The sequence below is a fragment of the Mesorhizobium sp. M0174 genome (genome assembly GCF_040322275.1).
Classification (GTDB): domain Bacteria; phylum Pseudomonadota; class Alphaproteobacteria; order Rhizobiales; family Rhizobiaceae; genus Mesorhizobium.
This window is the reverse complement of sequence record NZ_JAMYTB010000001.1, coordinates 669,357-690,401: the sequence shown is the minus strand read 5'-3', so window position 1 is coordinate 690,401 and position 21,045 is coordinate 669,357. Positions and strand designations below refer to the sequence as shown.

The 21,045-nt window shown below is 61.0% G+C and carries 15 protein-coding genes and 2 pseudogenes; 1 reads left to right on the top strand and 16 read right to left on the bottom strand.

Going from position 1 to position 21,045, the window contains the following annotated elements; genetic code table 11:
• Positions 1 to 106: 106 nt before the first annotated feature.
• Positions 107 to 1,651, top strand: a complete 1,545-nt coding sequence (tnpC, locus tag NKJ13_RS03375; RefSeq protein ID WP_502901867.1) for an IS66 family transposase — start codon at positions 107 to 109, stop codon at positions 1,649 to 1,651.
• Between the two features lie 23 nt (positions 1,652 to 1,674).
• Here the strand turns inward: tnpC and NKJ13_RS03370 are convergent.
• From NKJ13_RS03370 to NKJ13_RS03295, 16 genes and pseudogenes are all read right to left on the bottom strand, one after another.
• Positions 1,675 to 1,845 (bottom strand): annotated as a pseudogene (locus tag NKJ13_RS03370) (transposase); the annotation flags it as partial.
• A gap of 330 nt (positions 1,846 to 2,175) precedes the next feature.
• Entirely contained in the window at positions 2,176 to 3,330 is a 1,155-nt protein-coding gene (locus tag NKJ13_RS03365) for a phosphorylase family protein (RefSeq protein ID WP_352777111.1), read from the bottom strand.
• On the bottom strand, positions 3,327 to 3,788 hold the full coding sequence (locus tag NKJ13_RS03360; RefSeq protein ID WP_352771764.1) for a hypothetical protein: 462 nt from the start codon (positions 3,786 to 3,788) through the stop codon (positions 3,327 to 3,329). Before NKJ13_RS03360 ends, NKJ13_RS03365 begins: the two co-directional genes overlap by 4 nt.
• Positions 3,788 to 6,856 (bottom strand): hypothetical protein, encoded by a 3,069-nt coding sequence (locus tag NKJ13_RS03355; RefSeq protein WP_352777109.1) that lies wholly within the window; start codon positions 6,854 to 6,856, stop codon positions 3,788 to 3,790. Before NKJ13_RS03355 ends, NKJ13_RS03360 begins: the two co-directional genes overlap by 1 nt.
• 309 nt (positions 6,857 to 7,165) lie before the next feature.
• Positions 7,166 to 7,693, bottom strand: coding sequence for a hypothetical protein (locus NKJ13_RS03350; protein WP_352771760.1), 528 nt, complete (start codon positions 7,691 to 7,693; stop codon positions 7,166 to 7,168).
• Positions 7,694 to 8,524: 831 nt separating this feature from the next.
• A complete protein-coding gene (locus NKJ13_RS03345) occupies positions 8,525 to 8,824 on the bottom strand; it encodes a hypothetical protein (protein WP_352777106.1) in 300 nt (99 codons plus the stop codon).
• Between the two features lie 1,395 nt (positions 8,825 to 10,219).
• On the bottom strand, positions 10,220 to 11,284 hold the full coding sequence (gene fni / locus NKJ13_RS03340; protein ID WP_502901874.1) for a type 2 isopentenyl-diphosphate Delta-isomerase: 1,065 nt from the start codon (positions 11,282 to 11,284) through the stop codon (positions 10,220 to 10,222).
• 70 nt (positions 11,285 to 11,354) lie between these two features.
• Positions 11,355 to 12,257 (bottom strand): terpene synthase family protein, encoded by a 903-nt coding sequence (locus NKJ13_RS03335; protein WP_352777103.1) that lies wholly within the window; start codon positions 12,255 to 12,257, stop codon positions 11,355 to 11,357.
• Positions 12,254 to 13,804, bottom strand: coding sequence for a hypothetical protein (locus NKJ13_RS03330; RefSeq protein WP_352777101.1), 1,551 nt, complete (start codon positions 13,802 to 13,804; stop codon positions 12,254 to 12,256). Before NKJ13_RS03330 ends, NKJ13_RS03335 begins: the two co-directional genes overlap by 4 nt.
• Positions 13,805 to 13,952: 148 nt before the next feature.
• Positions 13,953 to 14,951, bottom strand: coding sequence for a polyprenyl synthetase family protein (locus NKJ13_RS03325; protein ID WP_352777127.1), 999 nt, complete (start codon positions 14,949 to 14,951; stop codon positions 13,953 to 13,955).
• Between the two features lie 154 nt (positions 14,952 to 15,105).
• Positions 15,106 to 16,449, bottom strand: coding sequence for a cytochrome P450 (locus tag NKJ13_RS03320; protein WP_352777100.1), 1,344 nt, complete (start codon positions 16,447 to 16,449; stop codon positions 15,106 to 15,108).
• Positions 16,449 to 17,291, bottom strand: a complete 843-nt coding sequence (locus NKJ13_RS03315) for an SDR family oxidoreductase (protein ID WP_352777125.1) — start codon at positions 17,289 to 17,291, stop codon at positions 16,449 to 16,451. The genes NKJ13_RS03320 and NKJ13_RS03315 overlap by 1 nt, the downstream gene beginning before the upstream one ends.
• 168 nt (positions 17,292 to 17,459) lie before the next feature.
• Positions 17,460 to 17,585: pseudogene (locus tag NKJ13_RS31580) on the bottom strand (ferredoxin); the annotation flags it as partial.
• Position 17,586: 1 nt separating this feature from the next.
• A complete protein-coding gene (locus NKJ13_RS03305) occupies positions 17,587 to 18,876 on the bottom strand; it encodes a cytochrome P450 (protein ID WP_352777099.1) in 1,290 nt (429 codons plus the stop codon).
• A gap of 91 nt (positions 18,877 to 18,967) precedes the next feature.
• Positions 18,968 to 20,170, bottom strand: a complete 1,203-nt coding sequence (locus NKJ13_RS03300) for a cytochrome P450 (RefSeq protein ID WP_352777098.1) — start codon at positions 20,168 to 20,170, stop codon at positions 18,968 to 18,970.
• Positions 20,171 to 20,281: 111 nt separating this feature from the next.
• On the bottom strand, positions 20,282 to 20,545 hold the full coding sequence (locus tag NKJ13_RS03295) for a hypothetical protein (protein WP_352777096.1): 264 nt from the start codon (positions 20,543 to 20,545) through the stop codon (positions 20,282 to 20,284).
• Between the last annotated feature and the right edge of the window lie 500 nt (positions 20,546 to 21,045).

Below are 21,045 nucleotides of genomic sequence, written 5' to 3'. Positions count from 1 at the left end.
GCGCCGCCGGTCTCCCGGAGCGCGCTCCGGAAGACCGGCGGCAGCGCTATACTGGGGAAGATTCAAACGGCACTTCTGGGGAGTATTGAGCCGGCATCGACAGACGTTGACGCGCTCAAGGCGATGCGGTCTGGAAGAGCGTAATGCCGATCTCGAAGCCCACAATACGCATCTCGAGTTGGTCAACAAGAGCGCCGAGGAGCGGATCGCACGACTGACGGCGGTGGTGAAGATGCTGGAGCGGTCGCGCTTCGGCAGCCGCTCCGAAAGGTTACGGGCCGGTGCGCTGAGCGAGGAGCAGTACGCTCTGGTCTTCGACGAGATCGAAACCGGCGTGGCGGCCATCCAAGCGCAGATGGAGAAGTCTGCGGGCGGCTCGAAAGCGAAGCGCGCCCCGCGCCCTCGTAAAGGCTTTGCGGCCCATCTCGAACGGGTCGAGGTGGTCATCGAGCCCGAGACGCCTGCTGGCTGCGAAGCGCTGGAAAAGATCCTGATCGGCGAGGACGTCTCCGAACGGCTCGATGTCACCCCGGCGAAGTTCCGGGTGATCGTTACGCGTCGCCCCAAATATGCCTACAAGGGTTGGGACGGCGTCATCCAGGCAGCCGCGCCCGCCCGCATCATCGAAAGCGGCATTCCGACCGAAGCGCTGCTGGCGCAGATCGCGGTGTCGAAATACGCCGATGGCCTGCCGCTCTACCGCCAGGAAGCGATCTATGCCCGCGATCAGGTCGAGATCGACCGGTCACAGATGGCGCAGTGGATGGGCAAGCTCGGCTTCGAGCTCGAGCCGCTCGCCGATTACGCACTGACCCGCATCAAGCAGGGGGAGCGGGTCTTCGCCGATGAGACCACGCTGCCAACGCTGGCGCCGGGATCTGGCAAGGCCAAGACGGCCTACCTCTGGACCTATGTCCGCGATGATCGGCCCTTTGGCGGCAGTGGACCGCCCATCGTCGCCTACCGCTTCGAGGACAGCCGCGCCGGCGAATGTGTCGCCCGTCATCTGGACGGCTATCGCGGCATCCTGCAAGTCGACGGATACGCCGCCTATAACCGGCTGGCCCGATCCGATCGGGGCAACGACGGCGTGACGCTGGCGGCGTGCTGGTCGCACGTGCGGCGCAAGTTCTACGAACTGCATGCCGCAGGCTCCTCCGTTATCGCCTCGCAGACGGTGGCGCAGATGGCCCCACTGTGGGCCGCCGAGGAGGCCGTACGCGGCCAGGACCCGGCAGTACGGATAACTGCGCGTCAGGAGAAATCCGCCGCCGTCGTTGCCGCTCTCTTTGCGCTGTGGGAAAAGGAGCTGCCGAAGCTGTCGGGAAAATCGAAGCCGGCCGAGGCGATCCGCTATGCGCTCGGCCGGCGTGCCGCGCTGGAGCGCTTCCTCACCGACGGCCGCATCGAAATCGACTCCAACACCGTCGAGCGCGCCATTAGGCCACAGACAATTACCCGAAAGAACAGCCTCTTCGCTGGCAGCGACGGCGGCGGACGGACATGGGCCACCATCGCCACGCTGCTGACCACCGCCAAGATGAACCAGGTCGATCCGCACGCCTGGCTCACCCAGACCCTCGAGCGCATCGCCAATGGCTGGCCAAACAGCGCTATCGAGGCGCTCATGCCTTGGAACTACCATCGCTGAACGGCATCAGCTACCCGCTTACACTTCAGTCGCCGAGCCTCGGAGACATCCATCCCGCCGAAGCGGGCCTTCCAGTTGTAAATCGAGGCGTCGCTGACCCCGTGCTTGCGGCACAGATCGGCAACCGATACCCCGGCCTCATGTTCCTTCAAAATTCCGATGACCTGCTCTTCAGAGAAGCGGCTACGTTTCATGTCCTGGTCCTCTCGATGGGCCAGAACGAACTTCACACCGGATTAGATCAGAGGGGCAAGGTCACCCTCCCCGTATTCTGGATGTTCAGGCAGCTAGTACGGTTGCCGATACCTACGGCGAGGTCACGCTAAAGACCATGGCGGCGGAGATTGCGAAATTGCCTCGCTATTCGGTTGTAACCTAATTTCGATTTTTCGGCTGGTGGCATGCACCAGACCGGACTAGATGGCTCGGCAAGTTGACGAAAAACCTGTTCTGGGGCCATTTGGGGTATGCTGCCAATTGTTCGCGCAACAGGCTGCCATAAAAGGCAGTGTCTAATTAAATGACTAATGCCTTTTTTCCGTGACCAAATTCTCAACAGCCGCCAGTGTGAATTTTGCCGACAGGTAACTTCCGTAAAAATGCAATTCATCGTCTTTTGCTACGTTAGCCATATCAACAACGGTTTTCGCACAAAACGAATGGACATCTCTACCCGACATTTCGACCGCTCGGTACAGCCCGAACGTTTCCATATCGATCGCAGCGACTTTCCTGTGTTGATCGGAAACACTGCGGAGCCGCTTTTCGCTAGCGATCACTGCCGAACCCGAAGCAAATGGTGCAATACGAGGCTGCGTGATAGTTCGGGGGCGTACTGTTCCAGGAAAGCCAGCCTCAAACTGAGTAACAACGTCAGGGCCTTCGATCATTTTTGCTAAAACTGTCCCGGTCCGTCCCGGCATGACTGAATGGTAAGGCTCCGCCTTGAATGCATCATCGTACCACTTGCCGGACTGATACTCCCAGCAGCGCTCGGCCACGAGCAGTTGTCCGAGGACAGAATTACCAGCCACACCGCCGCAAATGCCGCTCATCGCGACAATTCGAGGCGCATACAGCTCCAAGACACGCGCAATCTCCACAGATGCGTTCACAAGTCCCATGCGCTGCAACAATATGACTGTTCCATCGGCGGAACCCAAAGTTAGGTCCCAATGATCGACGCCATACCGAAGCAAGCTTTCGTGCTTGAAACCCGGCAATCTAAGGTAGGCCGTGCGCTCCTCAGAGATAGAAGTGAAGATCACAAAATCATATCGACCGCGATCGCGGGCCTGAGCAAGAAAGACATCCAACGCGGCCGTCCATGTTTCTGTCCGGTTGAAATCGTAAATTATGCATCCGCGAGCCGCGAACGCATCCCGATACTTCTCGGCTTCATCGACAAACGATGTGATTGCTAAGAGTGGGACACGTTTTTTGCCAGCATAGTCCAGCATATGGAGGATCTCCATTCCAGAGCTCGTTGCGCCGCCCTTCGGAATGGTAGGCATAAGCAAATCTATAACACAAAGATCGAAATCCTCTTTAGCTATAGAGACGAACTTCGCTATATTATCTATCCGCTTTATTGCGTTTTCCTTCACTCCTTTTGCGATCAACACCTTTGCTATAGAAGCGTATTTATCGTTGTCATCCTCAAATACGACTATTCTCACGTCAATCTCCAAAGCGCCGCATCAAAGCTTTTTTCCCATTCCGGTGTTTTGAATGAATACAATATTGATCCCAATACATTTTGCCCGTAGCGCGCCGTCAAAAGCCGAGGCAAAGCTGATAGCCTTATCTTCTCCCCATTAATGAGAATTTCCGGGTACTGAGTGACGATAATCAAATTCGCTTTCGCGCCACTAGATTTTAATGCGCGTAGAATTTCGATACCCCCCATTGATTGAGCTACACCTCCGGCACTCGCCACCTCACCTTTTGCAAATGTGGGAAGCGCCATATCTAAAACGATGAGGTCGAACGGCCTTTGCATCACTGCCAAGACCGCGTCTCTAACCCCTGTTGCGACTGTCGGTTTGCCAAATCCTGCAACCTCTAGTCTCCGAAGCAAATCGTTAGTTTTGTGCTCTTCATCTTCGACCAAAAGAAGATTGTATAGCTTTCGCATCAGGACGCACTCGCTCCGGCAAGCTCGACCGTCAGGGTAAACTCGATCTCAATTACCTCTTCGTGACTCCTCAATTGGACGCTGCATGTCCCCTCACTATGCTTGGTGATGAACCGCAGTTTTTTAATTCCTGTGTAGCCTTCGCGCACCATAGCCTGAGCAAGATCCTCGGCATCAAGGCTGGCCCTGATACGATCAACGTGCTCTGATCGCTTATCGCCGTCTGAGATTACGGACGCTACGCAGAAGCGCAGTCTTTCAAGATGCGGAACTGGCATTCCTTTTCGTTCCACCGCGATCGATATTGACCGATCTTCGTCTCCGTAGTGAACTCCGTTCCGGATGAGCACCGACAAGCAGTCGTAAACGCGATGGACCGACAAGCCATCGAGTTCTAAATCTTCCGCGTCGCCCGACCATGCCAACGCAGGATGGCCCCCTACCCCCACAGCTTCCATTTGGACTAAGTCACCTAATTGCCTCGGTGTAGCACTGACAAAGCCGCTCTCAGGTTCTCTGAACCAGCTACCTAGCCGCGCAAACCTATCATGGATGGCATCTGTAATTTCGGCCCTGAATTGCCTATGCAGCGCACTGCTGAACCCGTGGAACCGATTATCAATATCGGCGAGTGCCGAATTCAAAACGTCTTCTGTGATGTTCTTCGCGACGGTCTTTAGCTGCGGCTCGATCTGTTGCCAACAAAACCGCACCATCAAATCGTAGAAAACATCAATGCTTCCCCCCGCGACCGCAAGCTGTCGTAGGCTTATGAGATTTGCATGCGTCGTCGGATCTTCTAACGTAACTTCTGCGGAGAACCACCCATGCGGGCGTTGCTGCGCCTTGAACTGCAAGTTCTCGCGCCTTAGTTTATCTATCAATGCCCGATAGTCATTTACCCAAAGATCATAAGCGAGCATGAAATGATCATCAGTCATCAAAAGATGGAAATGCACCGCATCTTTGAGAGTTTCTACACCGTCTCTCATCATGCCACTCAACGTATTATGCCTAATTCGCCTCCCTAAATATGACTCTATGCCGAACGTGTTATTAAGACAAAACTCTGCAAACGCAATTCTAGCGAACTCAAATAAGATATAGTCGTACGCCGCCGCGACGGTTATATCTATAACGACGTCCTCGAAAGATATCTTTGCCTTTTCCGATCTGGTTTTATTAAGATCCACGCTGTGTCCAATAATACGCTCGTATTGCTGTGCATATGCGCTCGGATTATCTACAAGCCACCGCTTCATCGCAATACCATCGACGTATATCCGACTATCATCAAAGTATTTTCTCAATTTTGCCACACCGCGCTGGGCCTCTATTGCATCAGCCTCTACAAAGTATTCCAGCTTCTGCTTCCGTTTTCCTACAGCCCGAAGTAGGTACTGACGAGTTGTATCAGCCTGATCGGGCGACTTTACTATCCAATAAATTTTTTGGAGCGTCGTTCTATCCAGCGTGTGCAGCAAGAAATTGGCTATTTCTGGAGTATCTTCCAACAACCAGTCGATAAACGCCTCTATTGAGCCTGAGAAGCTTGAGAGGACGGTTTGGGCCATCTCGAAACGAAACTTAAAATCTACATCTTCGTCATGCGCTTTCGCTTTGTGTAGTGCCAACGACAAGACCGCTATCACGTGGCGTGATTTCTCATCTGCTGAAGAGTATAGCTTTTCGATCTCAGGTTCGTTCAATAATATGTCTAACGAAGTAGTATTATCAAATATATATCTTATCTCGTAATGATTCAGAGGCTCGTAAGATGACGACGATATGAACCGTAAAAAATCTAAAGTTCTTAGAAACGAACCCTTGTTCTGCGGTTTTCGATAATCCTCGTGCTTCCGGAATCCGAAAAGGCGTTTAGTCAAGTCGCGTTTGGAAGGCGGATCAGGTTCCGAGATTGGGGCAGCGCCAGCTATTGGTAGGAGCCTCGGACCGATGATCCTGTCCGCGTAGTTTCTGAAAGTTGCTGGCTCGTCGAATTCAAGAAACGCCATGGAGCGTCTGTAGTATGCCAGATCAGCGGACCGCGGGGCCACGTCTGACACGAGTTCCTCTGTTTCAAATGGTGTACCGCCAACCTCCTCCATCGTGCCGCTTATTTTCGGATTCAACCATTTTTCCACATATGAACCGATCGTTGGCCACTCACTGCCTAGTCGGCGAACAACTAGCATCCCCAAAACTTCATCCACGAAAGACATCGAGTGACATTTTCGGAGGAATGCCCCTATGTCAGCTTCGCTGATCGGCGTAGGACAGACATTGAAGAGCGGAAGAATCTTTCTGAAATCATCGTCCAAAAACCGAAGCGCAACTCTGATCCTGGAAGTCAACGTGTCGAAATATGGGAAATTCATATCCAAAGCCTCCATGGATATATAATGAGGCGACGGGTATTTGTGGTGATCGAGTACTTTAGAAAATTCCGCGAAAGCTTCCTGCAACTCTGGTTCGTTTGCTGATGTCGCAACGATGTATGCGACTTTTTTCGTCACGAAATTTGAGGAGCCCCAACGTTCAGCGAACAAAGCGAGTGCATTTAGGGCATCGACATCGTCTGAACGCGTTAGTGGAGCGAGAGTCTTCATGGCTCCGAGTACTTCAAGGGTCTCGTCGTGCCAGCTGTTTAATCGACCAGACATGAATGCTATTTCGCGCTGCGAGCTAATTGCTTCTAGATTATGTAAGCGTAATTGTGATCGATAAGTATGTCCTACGTTCGTGAATGGATAAGCTCCCTGTTTTCCCATCAACACATCGGTAGCGCTGGCTAAGGCTTCCGTGGGAACGTTTTTTCGTAGGAGGTTGACATTTGGCAATGAGGCTTGCGCATCGTCGTTACGGGAAATGATGCCTCGCACTACATTGCGAGACGTGACGTCCGCTATGCGCTGAAGCGCTTGGAATACGTGCGCCCCATTCCTGGCCCGCGCTTTCAACATTGGAGGCTTACTGTCAGAGCGTCGCATTAAGGATTCATGACTCCATTGAGCGCACAGAGAATCGTTTTTTTGAACAGGGACCACATTTCGAACAGACAATGCCACTGGTTTTTCCAGCCTGTACTGATTCTTCTTTTTTCCTCGGTATGTCGAATGCAGAACATTCTGTTATCTGCAGCCATCTGCCTGCTCGTGTCCTCGCAGCTTGGTATTTCAAGGCAGCCAACGCCGTTAACGCGTGCCTGTCCGCATCCTCGCCCCTCGGTGCGACTTTGTAGATAGAGATCGATACCGCCGCTTCGTCGGCTATTTTTACCAACGAGGCGTTGGCGGCTTGGCCAGCACGCTTACAGGATCTCCAATGCAAAGCTTTCTAGTCTCACTGGTGAACCGGGCCGGGCTTTGACACATCACCTAACTGACATCAGCAAGCCAATCAACTTTTGGGCGAAGGCCGTAGTTCGCGGTCACGCAAGTGCAACTGGGATTCGGAAATATGGCCTCTTTAGCGCTTCTTGCGATCGTCCCGTTCAAGCCAATACAGGTCGGACAGTTCGCCGCCAGAACGTCGTACTCGAATCCCAGAAAGCACGCACCAAGTTGCTTACGAAAGTCTGTTTCCTTCTCGACAGCCCTATATCGCAGAACGCTGAATGTCGCTCTTAGAAGCGTCGTCTCATGGGCGCTGAGTGGGGCGCCCTTTCCGGCTTCCGACAACTCGTTGAAAGCAGCGTAGCTAAGGAATGCGTTGACGCGGATGCCGAGCGCCTTCTTTTCTTCACGGGAGATTTGAACGCCGTTCTTCCGATAGGCTGTGCAGATCGCGCGAGGATGGTCCCCCATCTCGGCTAGCAGTAGTCTGGAGATTGTTTTCGCCGCCTCGGGCTTCAGTAGGCCAAGCCGTGCCACGGCTTCACTGGCGGCTTCATTCTCTATTGTCATGTGGTCAGAATATTCAAGGTTCCACCTAACACAATAAGAAACCGGTCCGTTGGCCGGACAGCTATCATCTCATTCGACAAGCGCTCAGCGTTATGGAGTTTAAGTCGAAACGAAGTCACGCGCTTGGTGATGGTAGGCGCATCAGGGCATACTCTGATGAGGTCAGCGCGCTTTGCGGACCGTATAATTCGGCTTGCCATTTACAAGAAGCTGACGGCGCGTGCGACTGCGCCGGAGATATGATGGCTCCGCCGACCACCCACGGCCACACCGTCTACGACTGATGAGTTGATCGGTATTGCCATGGAGTTTGACCGGCGCGCCGACGAAGCGGACAGCACCGAGTTCTCCTGTTGTCGAAGCTCCCGTGCAGGTGTCGAAAACCTCAGGGGCACGCAATGCAAACCGTCGACCCACCACGCATTTGGGTTACTGCGCACAGAAGCGCCGTTGCATTCTTGCATCACGAGGTTCGTTCAGCGGATCCAGGGCGCAGGAAGCGGCATTGGAAGGCGGGACGGCAGATCCTGTCCCGGATAGTTGTCGAACGGTCCGGGGCAGTTCATCCCGCATCCCGGCGGGATGATCCGATCTTGGCGCGGCCCGATAGTCGGGCCAGTCGGCGGCTCAGGCGGCGGTTTGAGCTAGAATAGTCGGTCGGTTCCGGCAAAAGATTACCGGGTTCGGCCGACTCAGCTGGTGAAGCCATGGTGAGCAGCATTGCTACATAGATTGCGTTTAAAAGCTTTTGCATATCTTGATCTCCTTGACGTGAATTCTGAGGAGCGCCTCCGGAATGAACTTAGAGGCGCTCCTTTCCGTCCAGGCAGCTTAGCCGCCCGGCATCGGGAAGGTCACCGAGCCGCCACCGCTACCGCCACCAGCGGTGCCGCCATAGCCCTGAAAGGTGACACCGCCCTGCGTGGTGTAGGAGCCGCTGCCGACGGCGTTGCCATCCGGGAGCGGACCCACGAAAAGGTGGCTCGGCGGAGTGACGGCGGGAGCAACGGGCCTTTCGACGTAGCTATTGTCGTGGGGGTTGGTAGCTGTGTAGGCGTCCGTGCCGTGGCCGGTGCTCGTGGCAGCCAGTAACAGGAAGAACGACGTCGAGGTAGACTTCAGCATTTTCATCTTCTTGCGATTTCCCTTTAGCAGGGTGACCGCATTGTTGCCTGAAGCCCGGCCGCCGGATATTCCTTTCACTGTCAGTTATGTGTCAGAAATTGTCAGGCGGCCAATGGAGGGACGAGATGGTTACGGACAAAGAAAGGGCCGACCTGAAAGTAAGTATCGCCAAATTCACGGAAAAACATAAAGGGAAAATTGGAGAAATATTAGAACAGCATAACATTATGTATCGCACTTGGCGCAGAGCAGCGGTAGGTCAAAGGGTCTCGGATATAGCTTCTCAGGTGCAGAACTGCCGTTCTAGTCGGGATTTTTGGACTAAACTTCGTCCTGGGTCGCGTCAAAGGCGTCGATGACGCACTTCTCAGCATCTTGATGGTCGCGATTCCGAGTTGTCTCCAACTAGTTATGCTAGTCCGCCCTTGGAATGGAAAAATCCCCCTGTCGTTTTTTGGGCAAGCTTTCGCGGTTAGCCATTGTCTGGGGCTGTTCATTTTAGGCTTGGTCGTTTCATTCTATTCCTCACAACCTCGCACTAAACACTTCTGGTTGCTCCTGTTCGTCGGTTGTGCCTTGTTGAACATTACATTGTGGGGCGCTCTGGCCTTATTCCTTCGCCCCGAACCCCTGATCTGTGGGAACATTATACCGACCTATCTGGCGTGCTCGTGATCGCGGTTGTTCCGAGTGTCGCGATTTCTGCGATAGCCGGGCTCCTCTTCAACCGGCTGCAAATCTCGCCTACGACTCCATGACTTCCCCCTATCGCTCCGCGAGCGAAGTTATGACCAGTGCAACCGGCGGGGGCAAGAGTTTTGACTGGTGCCTTACGGTTCATCAACCAGAAATGATCCGCTGCCCGTGGGCGGTAATATCGATTGCCTAAGGCGTTTCGGCCTGTATGATCGACGCGCGGTCCACATTGGGATCGCATAAGGTCCACAACATCGGAATTTGGTCTCTGCGAGGCACCAGCCTAAGTCACGGTAATCAAAACGATAATGGGACTTTCTCGGCGGTTCGATTTGGTGCCCCTAAGCCGCCTCATGATTCACGACTGCGTTCTGCAGTGCTGCCGCATGACTCGGAGTCAATGTGGATCGCTACTCCTTCATTGCAATGGATTTGCACCATCTACTCCTTGCCGGTCTCCCGGCGCACCTTGTTCCGACCCTTCAGGGGCTCAGCTCGGTCGGCGTGACCGATCACCCGTCAAAGCATCGACATAGGCGTCGAACGCGGCTTCATTCTCGGCTGTCCAGTCGGGCATGGCGGGGCGCCTCCCTGATCATGAAGCAGCACCCGAACAAATCCGCGACCAGCGCAAATCCCCCGCATCCGCGACTTTCTGACTCAGTAAGACTAGGCGCCCGCCGCCACGTGCGGGCGATGCCGGCATCAACCGGTGGGCGGATGTGCCGAGGGCAACAAGCGCGCCTGACGCAACGTCGCCAGATCAGCCGAGCCGGTGCAGAAGCAGGCGACGGCCAACTGGCGGATGACGATCTCGAAATGCGCGACAACCGCCTCGGTGGATATCGTAGCTGCGCGCAGGACCCCGGCCGCCTGCCCGGCGATGTCCGCGCCCAGGCGGATGGCCTTGGCCACGTCGACGCCGTCGCGGATCCCGCCCGACGCGATCAGCTTCACCATTGGCAGCGCCCGACGTACCGCCTGCACGCTGGCCGGGGCCGGAATCCCCCAATCGGCGAACGCCATCGCCACTGCACGGTCGGCGGCATCGCGGGCGCGCTCGCCCTCCACCGCGGCCCAACTGGTGCCGCCGGCGCCGGCGACATCGATCACCGCCACGCCCGCGTCGACGAGCGCACAGGCCACCGAAGCGGACAGGCCCGACCCCACTTCCTTGGCCACGATCGGCACGCCCACGCTGCGCGCGGCGCGAGCGATCTGCGCCAGGACGCCGCGCCAGTCGCGGTCGCCCTCCGGTTGTACCGCTTCCTGCAGCGGATTGAGATGGACGATGAGTCCATCGGCCTCCAGCGCATCCACCGCCCGGCGCGCCAGGTCCAGGCCGTCGGCCTCGCACAGTTGCGCGGCACCGATATTGGCCAGCAAGGGAATGTCTGGGGCCAGGCGGCGCAGCGCGCGCGTCAGCCCCTGGGAGTTGCGGGATTGCAGGCTCACGCGCTGCGAACCGACGCACATGGCGATCCCCAAGGCTTGCGCTGCCTCGCTCAGATGCCGGTTGATGGCCTCGGCGCGTGGCATGCCGCCGGTCATGGAGCTGATCAGCAGCGGCGCGCGGATGGTCTTGCCCAGCAGCGAGGCGCGCAGGTCGATCTGCGTCAGGTCCAACTCGGGCAATGCGCAGTGTTCGAAACGGATGTACTCCCAGCCGGCGGCGACCGTGGCCGACGCCGTTCGCCGATCCAGCACGATGTCCAGATGGTCGTCCTTGCGCCGGCTCAGGGCGGTGTCGCTCATGCTCGCTCCATCCATCGCATCGGGCGACGGCGTTGCGCCGGATCGGACCGACGGCAGCGCGCGCACGCCGCCGCCTCCCGTGCGTTCAGGCCGGCGCACGCTGGCCTCCCCCCGCAGCGTCGCTGCGGTAGCGGCTGGTCGAGGTCTGGTAGTACTGCGCGCGGATGGCCGCCATGGCCTCGATCAACGGTCCCCACGGCGCGGGAAAGCGTTCTTCCGCCATCATCCGGTGCAGCATGCGCATATGGCCGGCCAGTTCGTCGTTGAGAAACTCCCCCACAGGCATAGCCGGATAGCGCTGCAGCAGCAGGATTGCCGCGTTGTCGGCCTCGCCGGCCGACCTGTCCTTGTCGCGTCCATGCAGATCGTTCTGCAGGCGCCCTATCGCGGAGATGAGCCGCAGGACCTGGCGAAACGCCGGACGCGCGCGCAAGGTCGCCATGTCCAGCCCCCACAGCAACGACAGGCAACAGAACACGTTCGTGTAGGCGATCGAATCGATGCCGTTGTGCAGGTACTCGGCGTAGGACCAGCGTTCCGCCCCTGCCGCCTGCGCGTGTCCGGCGCGCAGCGCCGCGCAGTAGCACCGGGTATCGTCGAGAAGCTGAGCATAGTCGCGACGATCGTAGGCGAGCGCGGCCAGCGAAGCGCGCAGCACAGCGCAGCCTTCGAATCCGGGGAGCGCGCACGGCCCGCCCTGCCCCAGCGCCTGCTCCACCGCGGCGAGCTGCTCCGGCGCGATCAGGCCAAGGTCGTTGCAATCGTCGAGCCAGAACAGCAGCGACAGTTCGCGATAGAACGCCACGATCAGCGTTTCGTCCTGCGGATCGCGGCCGGTGCGGGCGCTGGTGTCGCGCAGGCTAGGGTGGATGCGCTGCAGGATGTACTGGCCGCCCCTGACCGCTTCCACGGCATGCTCGTCGGCGAACCCGGTCAGGGAACGCCCCCACTCCAGCACCTGTTGCAGAGCGCGTTCGGTCTGGATCATGGCGCCGCTCCTGCTCCTTCGGCCAGGACGCGCCGCCCCCAACGAAGCGCCAGCCACAACCCGGCGAGTTCGGCCACGCGCACCACCCGGGTGGGGCAATACAGTTCCTTGCCGATCCACAGCGGCGTCTGCGGCAATGCATGCGCCGCATGGCGGGCGAGCATCCACTTCAGCGCACGCACCACCGCCTGCGCGATGCGCCGGCGCCCTGTCGGCTCTTCGCTCCCGTCCATCACGTGCAACGCGAACATCGCATAGGCGGTTTCCTCGAATGTGGACGCGCGACCGGCGCCCCAGCCGCCGTCGTCGCGCTGCGCCTGCAGCAGCGCCGCCAGCGCGCGCTCGTCGCGCCACTGGGGCTTGCCTTGCGCCAGCGCAGCGACCGCATGCGCGGTGGGATACAGCCACGAAACGTGCCATTTTTCGTTGTCCCATAGACCGTGCGGGTTGCGATTGGCCTCGACGTAGGCCCTGGTGCCGGCGGCGGGCTTTCCCAATAGTCGCAACGCATGCAGGGCATGGATGTTGGTCGACACCGAGGCATTGCGCTCGCCGGGGAAGGTGACGAACAGCTCGCCGATTTCGAAATGGCGCAACGCATCGACCGCCGGGTCGCGGCCTGCGAGGCGCAGGACGCACAACGCAATGGCGGTATCGTCCGCATCGGCCGCGAAGTGCAAGGCCGGGCCCAGACCGCGCACGCCCAGGCGGGCGTCGAGCTGCGCGACGATCACTTGCACCGCCTCGGCGAGCGCGGGATGCGCGAACAGACCGGCCAGATGCAGGGTGTACAGTGACCAGCATGGCTCGAATACATTGATCGGCCAGACGTTGGGAAAGACACCTTCGATGCCGCTGCGCGTCGCCCGCGATGCCGCTTGCAGATACGCGTCGGCGCGCCCGACCTGCGGCGTGCTCCCCTGTGTCACGGCGTGCGCACGCCACGCGGCGGTGGCCGCCGGACTGATGCCGATGCTGCCGTCGTCATCCGGGCATGCGGTGGTCGGCGACGTCCCCCAGGCTTCCCAGGAGTGCAGCAACGGATGGCCGCTCGGCAACGTCGCCACCGCCCCCAGCTTGACCAGGCACGCTTGCCGCAACGGCAACAGCGCCGGGTGGCGCGGAAACGCCACGCCGCCCAGCAAGGATGCGGCCTCGCCGCACAACTGCGGCAGGATCAGCTCCGCGCCGATCGGCGCGTCTTCCGGCACCGCATGCGCGTAGGGATCGGGCTGGCGCTCGAGGAACCGGGTTGCAGCCTGAACTGCGTCGGCAGCGCCGGGAAGAGGATCGGCACGCTGCAATGCCAGCAACGTCGCCCACGTGGGCGCATGGCGGAACAGCGGGAAGTCCGCGCTTCCCCATCCGCCATCGGCCTGTTGCTGCGCGATGAGCCACGCGTATGCGTCCTGCCGGCCGGTGACGTTGCCGTGGAACTGCAGAGCTCGCGCCGTGTCGTAGACGGACGGACCGACGCTGCCGCCGTCGCTCATCTCGCTCAGCAGGTGGCGCAATTCGGAAAGGATCTGTTCGGACAGCGCGTTCACGCGGGATGTTCCTTCTGCAGACGGTTGACGAGAACCAGGATCGGCAGACGCCGCGCACATCGCCGCGGACTCGGACATAGTGCAGCATGCACCGCTGCCGCCGGCCGATCGCAGCGGCACAGGGGCGACTCCATGGGGACGGGCGTGCTCATGCGCATGGCGCGTGCTTGAACAGATACCCGTTGGCCCGCTGCAGTATCTGCGCCAACCGTTCCGCACGCGGCCCCAACGGGGCGATGGCTTCCCCGGCGTCGCGCAACAAATCCAGCGCGAACTGGCGCGCTGCCTGCAGCCCCATGATCGACGCGCAGGTCGGCTTCTGCGCCGCCGCGTCCTTGCCGGGGGTCTTGCCCAGCGTCGCGGTATCCGCTGTCGCGTCGAGAATGTCGTCGACCACCTGCAACGCCAGGCCGAAACAGGCGGTGTACCGATCGAGCGCACAGTACAGCGCAGCGTGCGCGGCATCCTCCGCGATGGAGCATAGCGCGCCCATGCGAACGGACGCGCGCACTAGCGCTCCGCTCTTCATCCGGTGCATCGCCACGATCCTGTCCAGCTCGGCGTGCTTTCCGACCAGCGACAGATCCATGGCCTGCCCGCCTGCGGCACCCTCGGCGGACACGGCCTGCGCCAGTTCGCGCACGAGCGCGATACGGTTGTCGCCCGGCGCATCCAGGCTCGCCAGGGTCAGGAAGGCGTGCGCCTGCAGCGCATCGCCGACCAGGATCGCAGTGGCTTCGCCGAACTTGACGTGCACGGTCGGAAGGCCGCGGCGAAGCACGTCGTCGTCCATCGCGGGCAAATCGTCGTGGACCAGGGTACAGGCGTGCATCATCTCGATGGCGGCGCCGACGTCGTCGAGCATGTGCGCCGGCGTGTCGGCCAGTGCGCCGGCAGCCAGACAGAGCAAGGCGCGGGTGCGCTTCCCGCCATGCAAGGTGGCGTAGCGCATCGCCGCCATCAGCTCGGTCTCACCGTCGTCTTCGGCGCAGAGAAGACGCGCCAGCGCCTGTTCGACCCGCTTTGCGCCGTCCTGCATCCAAATCTCCGGCAGCAGCCTGCCGGATGCGCCGCGCGCCTGCGCGCCCAATCCGCGGAGCGCGGAAACGCCAGTTCGGTCGTCGTATAGCGTGGAACCGGTCTGCATGTTTTTCATGTCCTTGTACCTGACACGAGATGGCCACGGCGAGCGCCAAGCCGCCGCGGTGTTGCCGGCGTCGCACCGAGCGCGCGCGCCGAGTGGAGCAATGCCGCGCCTCGCCGGCGCCGCTGCCTCGCCACACGGGGCATGCGATGCCAGCTCATGAGAAGCCTATGCGGATTGCCATGGACGGATGTGCAGTCGGGTAATAGCGCCGGCCTTTTTCGACGCCGCTCAGCAACCGCGGCCGCACCCCGGCCTTGTGCATGGTCAGCGCCAAGGCGATGCAGAACTGCACCATTTCCAGCCATACCAGGTGGTAGCCGATGCAGACGTGTGGGCCGGTACCGAACTGCAGCATGTCCACCGGCCGGATCGGCTCCGTGCGTTGCAGCCACCGTGCCAGGCGGAACTGATCAGGCGCCTCGTGCAGCAGCGCCGAGGTCGAGAAATGCAGCAGCGGGATGCACAGATGGGTGCCCGCGGGAATGCGCCGTTGGCCGAGTTGCAATTCCTGCAGGGCGCGACGCGGCAGGAGCGTGGTCGCCGGATGCAGGCGCAGCGTCTCGCGGAACAGCGCCTCGGCGACCGGACACTCCGCCAGGTCCGCGTGCCGGGTCGGCACCGCGCCCACGCGTTGCGCCTCCTCGACCAGGGCGTCCCACAGCACAGGCTGCCGCGCCAGCTCGATCACCATCCAGGCCATCGTCGAGGCAGTGGTGTCGTGACCGGCAAGCAGCAGCAAGCGGATATTGGCGACCAGGACGTCATCGGAAAGCGCATCGTCGCTACGGTCGAAGGCGCTCACCATGTCGTTGATCAACCCGGTGCGCGCGGCATGCGCGCGCGCGTCGCGGACGAACTGGCGCAACTGCGCGTCGATCCAGTCGCGGGCGGCGCGGCCTCGCCGCAAGGGCAGTCCGGGCAGGTCGAACGGGGGCGCGACGATCAACTGCAGCAGTTGCCGGTATTTGCGATGCCATCCCGGCAGGTCCTGCGCGGGGATTCCCATGAGGCTGAAGATGAGCTTGAGCATCAGGTCGCCGGTTTCGCGCAGGATGGTTACGTCGCCGCGCTCGCGCCACGCCTGCACCCGCGCCCAGATGACGGGCGCGAACAGGTCGCCGATGCCGGCCTGGGTCAGCCCCTTGGGCAGGAACGCCGCCTTGATCGCATCGCGCGCCTGCCGGTGCGCGCGGCCGTCCTGGGCAACCAACGTTCCGCCAAGCAATTCGGGCGCGATCTCTTCGATCAGCGCCGAGGACACGTCCTTGTGCCGGAGCAGTGCGAACGCATCCGGATGCACGCAGGTCATCAGGTGTCCGGCAGGGCCGAAATCCAGCCAGAAGTGGCTACCCAGCGTCCTTTCTGCGCGCTGCAGCAGGCGCGGCAGGTCGCAGACGATCGCGGGAAGGTGCCCGACCAGGGGGAAAGCGCCAGGCATGACCGGGACGTCGCATCGCAGCCGGTGCCGACGGTTGAGTGGGTTGAGCAGTATGTCCATCAGCAGCGCGCCGCCGCCGCCAGTTCGGTGTCGCCGGCAGGGCGCGCGGCGCAGCTGTTGCCACCGTCGGCGTATGTCGGCACATGCGCCAGCATGCCGCCATCGATGCACACGACCTGGCCGGTGATGAACGCAGCATCGTCGGAGAGCAGGAACGCCACCAGCGCGGCCACATCCTCGGGGCGGCCGACGCGCCGCAGGAGCTGGTGCCGGCGCAGATGCCGTTGCATGCACTCGTCCAGCTTGGCGAGGAGACGCTCGGTCATGACGAGACCCGGCGCAACGGCGTTGCAGCGGATCTGCGCATGACCGTATTGGGTGGCGAGCGAAGCCGAGAGCATGTTCATCGCCGCCTTCGACGCGGCGTAGGACGTCTGCGCCGTGTCACCGCTGAGCCCCTGGCACGACGACATGTTGACGATCGCGCCACCGCCGCGGGCGATCATCCGTGGGATGGCCTGCCGGCAGCAGAGCAGCGTGCCGCGCAGATTGGTCGCCATGGTCTGGTCCCAGACTGCCAGGTCCAGGTTGAGGATCGCGCGGTCGCGCGGGGTCAGATGCATGGCGCTCGCATTGTTCACCAGCAGGTCGACCCCCCCGAAGTGCCGCTCCGCCGTCTCGAACAGCGCTGCCACCGCCTGCTCCTCGGCGATATCCATGGCTATGGGCAGCGCGTGGCCTGCTTCGGCCGCGATCTGCGCGGTGCAGGCTATGGCCGCCGAGCCATCAATGTCGGCCACCACCACTCTGCCGCCCCCGCGCGCGATGGCGAGAGCGCATGCCTTGCCGATGCCGGCGCCAGCGCCGGTCACCACGGCCACCTTGCCTTCAAACCGTCCCATCGTTTCTCCTGAATTGCATTGGTCTTTCGCGGCATGCCGCTGGGCCTGCGCCGGAGAAGGCGCCGGGTCGGCGCTGGCGCGCTCGTCATGGCCGGCGTCGCTTTCGATGACCCGAATGGCGGCGACCGGGCACTGGTTGGCCGCAAGCCGCACGGCGGCGTGCAGCGCGTGCGGGACCGTCGCCACGCACACTTCGGCCACGCCGTCCGGTTCGCGCTGGCGAAAGGTGCCCGGCAGCGTCAGCACGCATTGCCCGGTAGTTCCGCACAGATCCTGATCGACCACGACGCGCATCTCAGCCCTCCTGCCCATGCAGCCGGACCGGCAGCGCGCGGAACGTCCTAAGGAACGCGGAGGGCTCCCGGGTCGGCTGCTCGGCCAATGCCAGCGTGGGGAAGCGCGCCTGGATCCGCGGCAGGCTTTCGGCCAACTGCACCCGGGCCAGTTGCGCACCAAGGCAGAAGTGGATGCCGTGGCCGAAGGTCAGCATGATGTTCCCGTCGATCGACATGCCAGGGCTGGTGCCGTAGAACCGCACGGGATCGAAGCGGTCGGGATCGGCGAAGGCGTCCGGGTCGCGATTGCCGGCCGCGATCAGAACGCGCACGTCCGCGTTCTTCGGGATCACCACGCCGCCCAGTTCGATGTCGCGCTGGGCGATACGCGGAATGGAGCTGAACATAGCAGGCGCGTCGTAGCGCAGGGCTTCTTCGACGAATGCCTTCACCCCCACGGCATCTCCCTGCAGCCAGTGCCGCTGTTCGGGATACGCCAGCATCACCAGGATCGCATGGCCGATGGCCGCGGCAGTGGTGGCGAAGCCGCCCAGCAGCATGCCCCAGAGCATGCTGATCAATTCCGCATCCGACAGCATCTCGGCATCGCCGTCGTGTGCGCCGACCAGCATTGACACGATGTCGTGGCTGGAATCGGTGCGCTTGCGCTGTATGAGGTCGCCGAAGTAGGCCTTCACCCTGGCGCTGGCCGCGTCCGCCGCGGCGAGCTGGGGATCGCTGGCGTGCGGACTCAGGCCTTCCAGAATGGCGCTGATGCCGGCGACGAGCCCGAACATGTCGTCCCGGGGCATGCCGAACAGTTCGCCGAAAACCAACATGGGCAAGGCCAGCGCGAAGTCCTGATGCAGGTCCACTGCCTCCCCGCGCTCCAGTGCGGGCGCCATGCCGTCCAGGCGCGCTGCGACAATGCGAGCGATGGTCGGCCTCAGCTTGTCGATCTGGCCGATGGTGAAATCGCGCGAGATCAGCCGGCGCAGACGCGTATGCGTTGGAGGTTCCTTCATCGCTAAAGTGGACGCCAGCAAACTCAGCGACAGGCTAGTCGCCGCACGCGGGAAATAGCGCGCCAGTTCGCCTGGTGCCGGCCCCCGAAAAGCATCGCCCGTTGCCTTGAGCGCCCAGTAGATGTCGGCGTGGCGGCTCAACAGAAAGAGGCCCGACGCCGCGCGATGTACCGGATCGTGCTCGCGCAACCACCGCATGAATGGGTACGGGTCCTGAATGCACGCTGGCGACGCCAGTTCGGCGAAGGCGTCCCGGCATGCTGCCGTGGTTTCTTGCACGTCCATCTTAGTCACCTGTTGGCTGGCTGATCTGATCGGCGCGCGGCAGGCGCGCCGGCAATTCGAGAACATCGCGATTCCTGGTGGCGTCCGCGCATCACCAGAGCACAGGGAACTCCTCGAACCCGCCAGTGATGATCTCCTTGCGCAACTTCAGTTCTTCGGGCGCCACGGCCAGGCGCAGCGCGGGAAAGCGCTGGAAGATCGACCCGAACACCGCCTTGAGTTCCAGCCTGGCCAGCGCCAAGCCGACGCAGTTGTGGGGCCCGTAGGAGAACGCCAAGTGCGGGTTTTCGTCACGTCCGATGTCGAAGATTTCCGGGTCGTCGAAATGGCGCGGATCGAACGACGTCGCCGGCAGGCCGATCAGCACCTTGCTCTCCGCGGGAACATGCACGCCCGCGATGGTCACGCCGGTCCTCGGATAGCGCATGATGCCGTCCCAGCCGGCGCCCGGCGGGTACATGCGCAGGATTTCCTCCACCGCCTTGTCCACCAGGGATGGATCGCCGACCAGGCGTTCGCGCTGTTGCGGATGGCGGAACATGGCCAGCAGGCCGAATTCGATCTGCGCGACCGTGCTCTCGTGCCCCGCCACCAGCATGCCCGCCGCCAGGCCGATCGCCTCTTCCTCGGTCGCCTTGCCCTGTTCGATCGCCGCGAGCAGATCCGTCAGCACGTTGTCGCCCGGATCCTGGCGCTTGTCCCGCATCTTGCCGCGAATGTAGGCGCGCAGTTCTTCCCAAGCCAAGCGCGACGCGCTTCGCGGGCCGCTTTCATGCTGGTGCGTCATCACCTCGTCGGACAGCCCGGCGAAAAAGGCGTGATCCTCGTAAAGCACGCCCATCAGCGCGCCAATGACCATGGCCGGAAGCGGAAAGGAGAGGTGGCGCCGCAGATCGGCGGGCTGGGGCTGGGCCGCCAGCCTCTCGAACAACTGCGCGGCGATCGCCTCGACCTGCTGCGCGAGCAGCTTCACCCTACCGTTGCTGAAGACCGGCGCCACGATCGTGCGTAACCGCGTATGCTCGCCCCCCTCGTGCGAGGCCAGCCATCCTGGCGAACCGAGAATCACCGAATCCGGGGTGAATGCCGCCGGCGGCATTCCCGCGGGCCGGAACGCCGGGTCGGACAACACCGTTTTGGCCTCGTCATAGCCTGTCACCCACCAGCCTTCGTGCCCGGACGGGAAGCGCACGCGGTGGATCGGACCGTTGGCCCGTAGCGCCAACATCTCGGGCGAGGGCTCAATGTGATCGACGCGCCACATCGGCAGCGTCGGCAAAGGTTGTTCGGACATGCTGGCACTTCACTCTATAGCGATGGAAGGGCGGAAGGTGACCGGCGGGCGCTGCGGCAGCGAAGACCTAAGACGGCATGTAGACGACGTCGTCCGAAGGCAGACCGATTATCAGGATCGGCTAACGCTTAACTGTCTAGGCACACCGGCGGCGAGATGCAGAACGTTATCCTGCACCTTCGAGGTCAGGATAAAGTCGGTGTGGTGGGACTTTGACTCGCCGCCGGCCAAGATTTCCTGCGCAAGGGTCGACAAGGGCAGCGCGCTGTTTGGTAGGGCGGTTTCGCCGAGGGCCCCCTCCTGATAGACGCTATCCGACGCGGATTTGACATTTTGCTTTTCTTTCTTCGTTCCATCAATCGCGGTGTCATCCACGAAATGAAAGTCGGTCGGCGGCTCCCGGCCTGCAACGAAGGCGCTTCAAAACTCGTGCCAATTTGGCCGACCCAGCAGAAGAAAAAAATTGTGATTGCTTTTCATCGGTTTAGGCTGAGGCCAGACAAGAGCTCGGCGAAATAGGCCGGTGTCGCGGGCCAACAAAGGCGACAGAACAGTGTCGGATAGTACGCCTCGGCCACCTTTCGGTCGGGCTTGCGACATTCTGGTCCAGTTTCGAACATAAGAGGGTTGCGAATGGGACACGCTTGGAGAATTCGATCCTCACGGAATCAGGGCGCTTGCCGGAGAGCGCACGCTCATGGTTGCTGCGACAGGCGCGTGTTCGCGATAGCCGTGCCTGCGCACGCAAGAACACGCTAGCGGCACACGCTACGCAATCGCTGCAGTGCCCGCCGGTGGGAGATAGTGCATCGGCTCGGCTTCCGGTTCGTCTTTGCCTAGCCGGTGCGGAAGCGCCGAACCTCGGCACCATACAG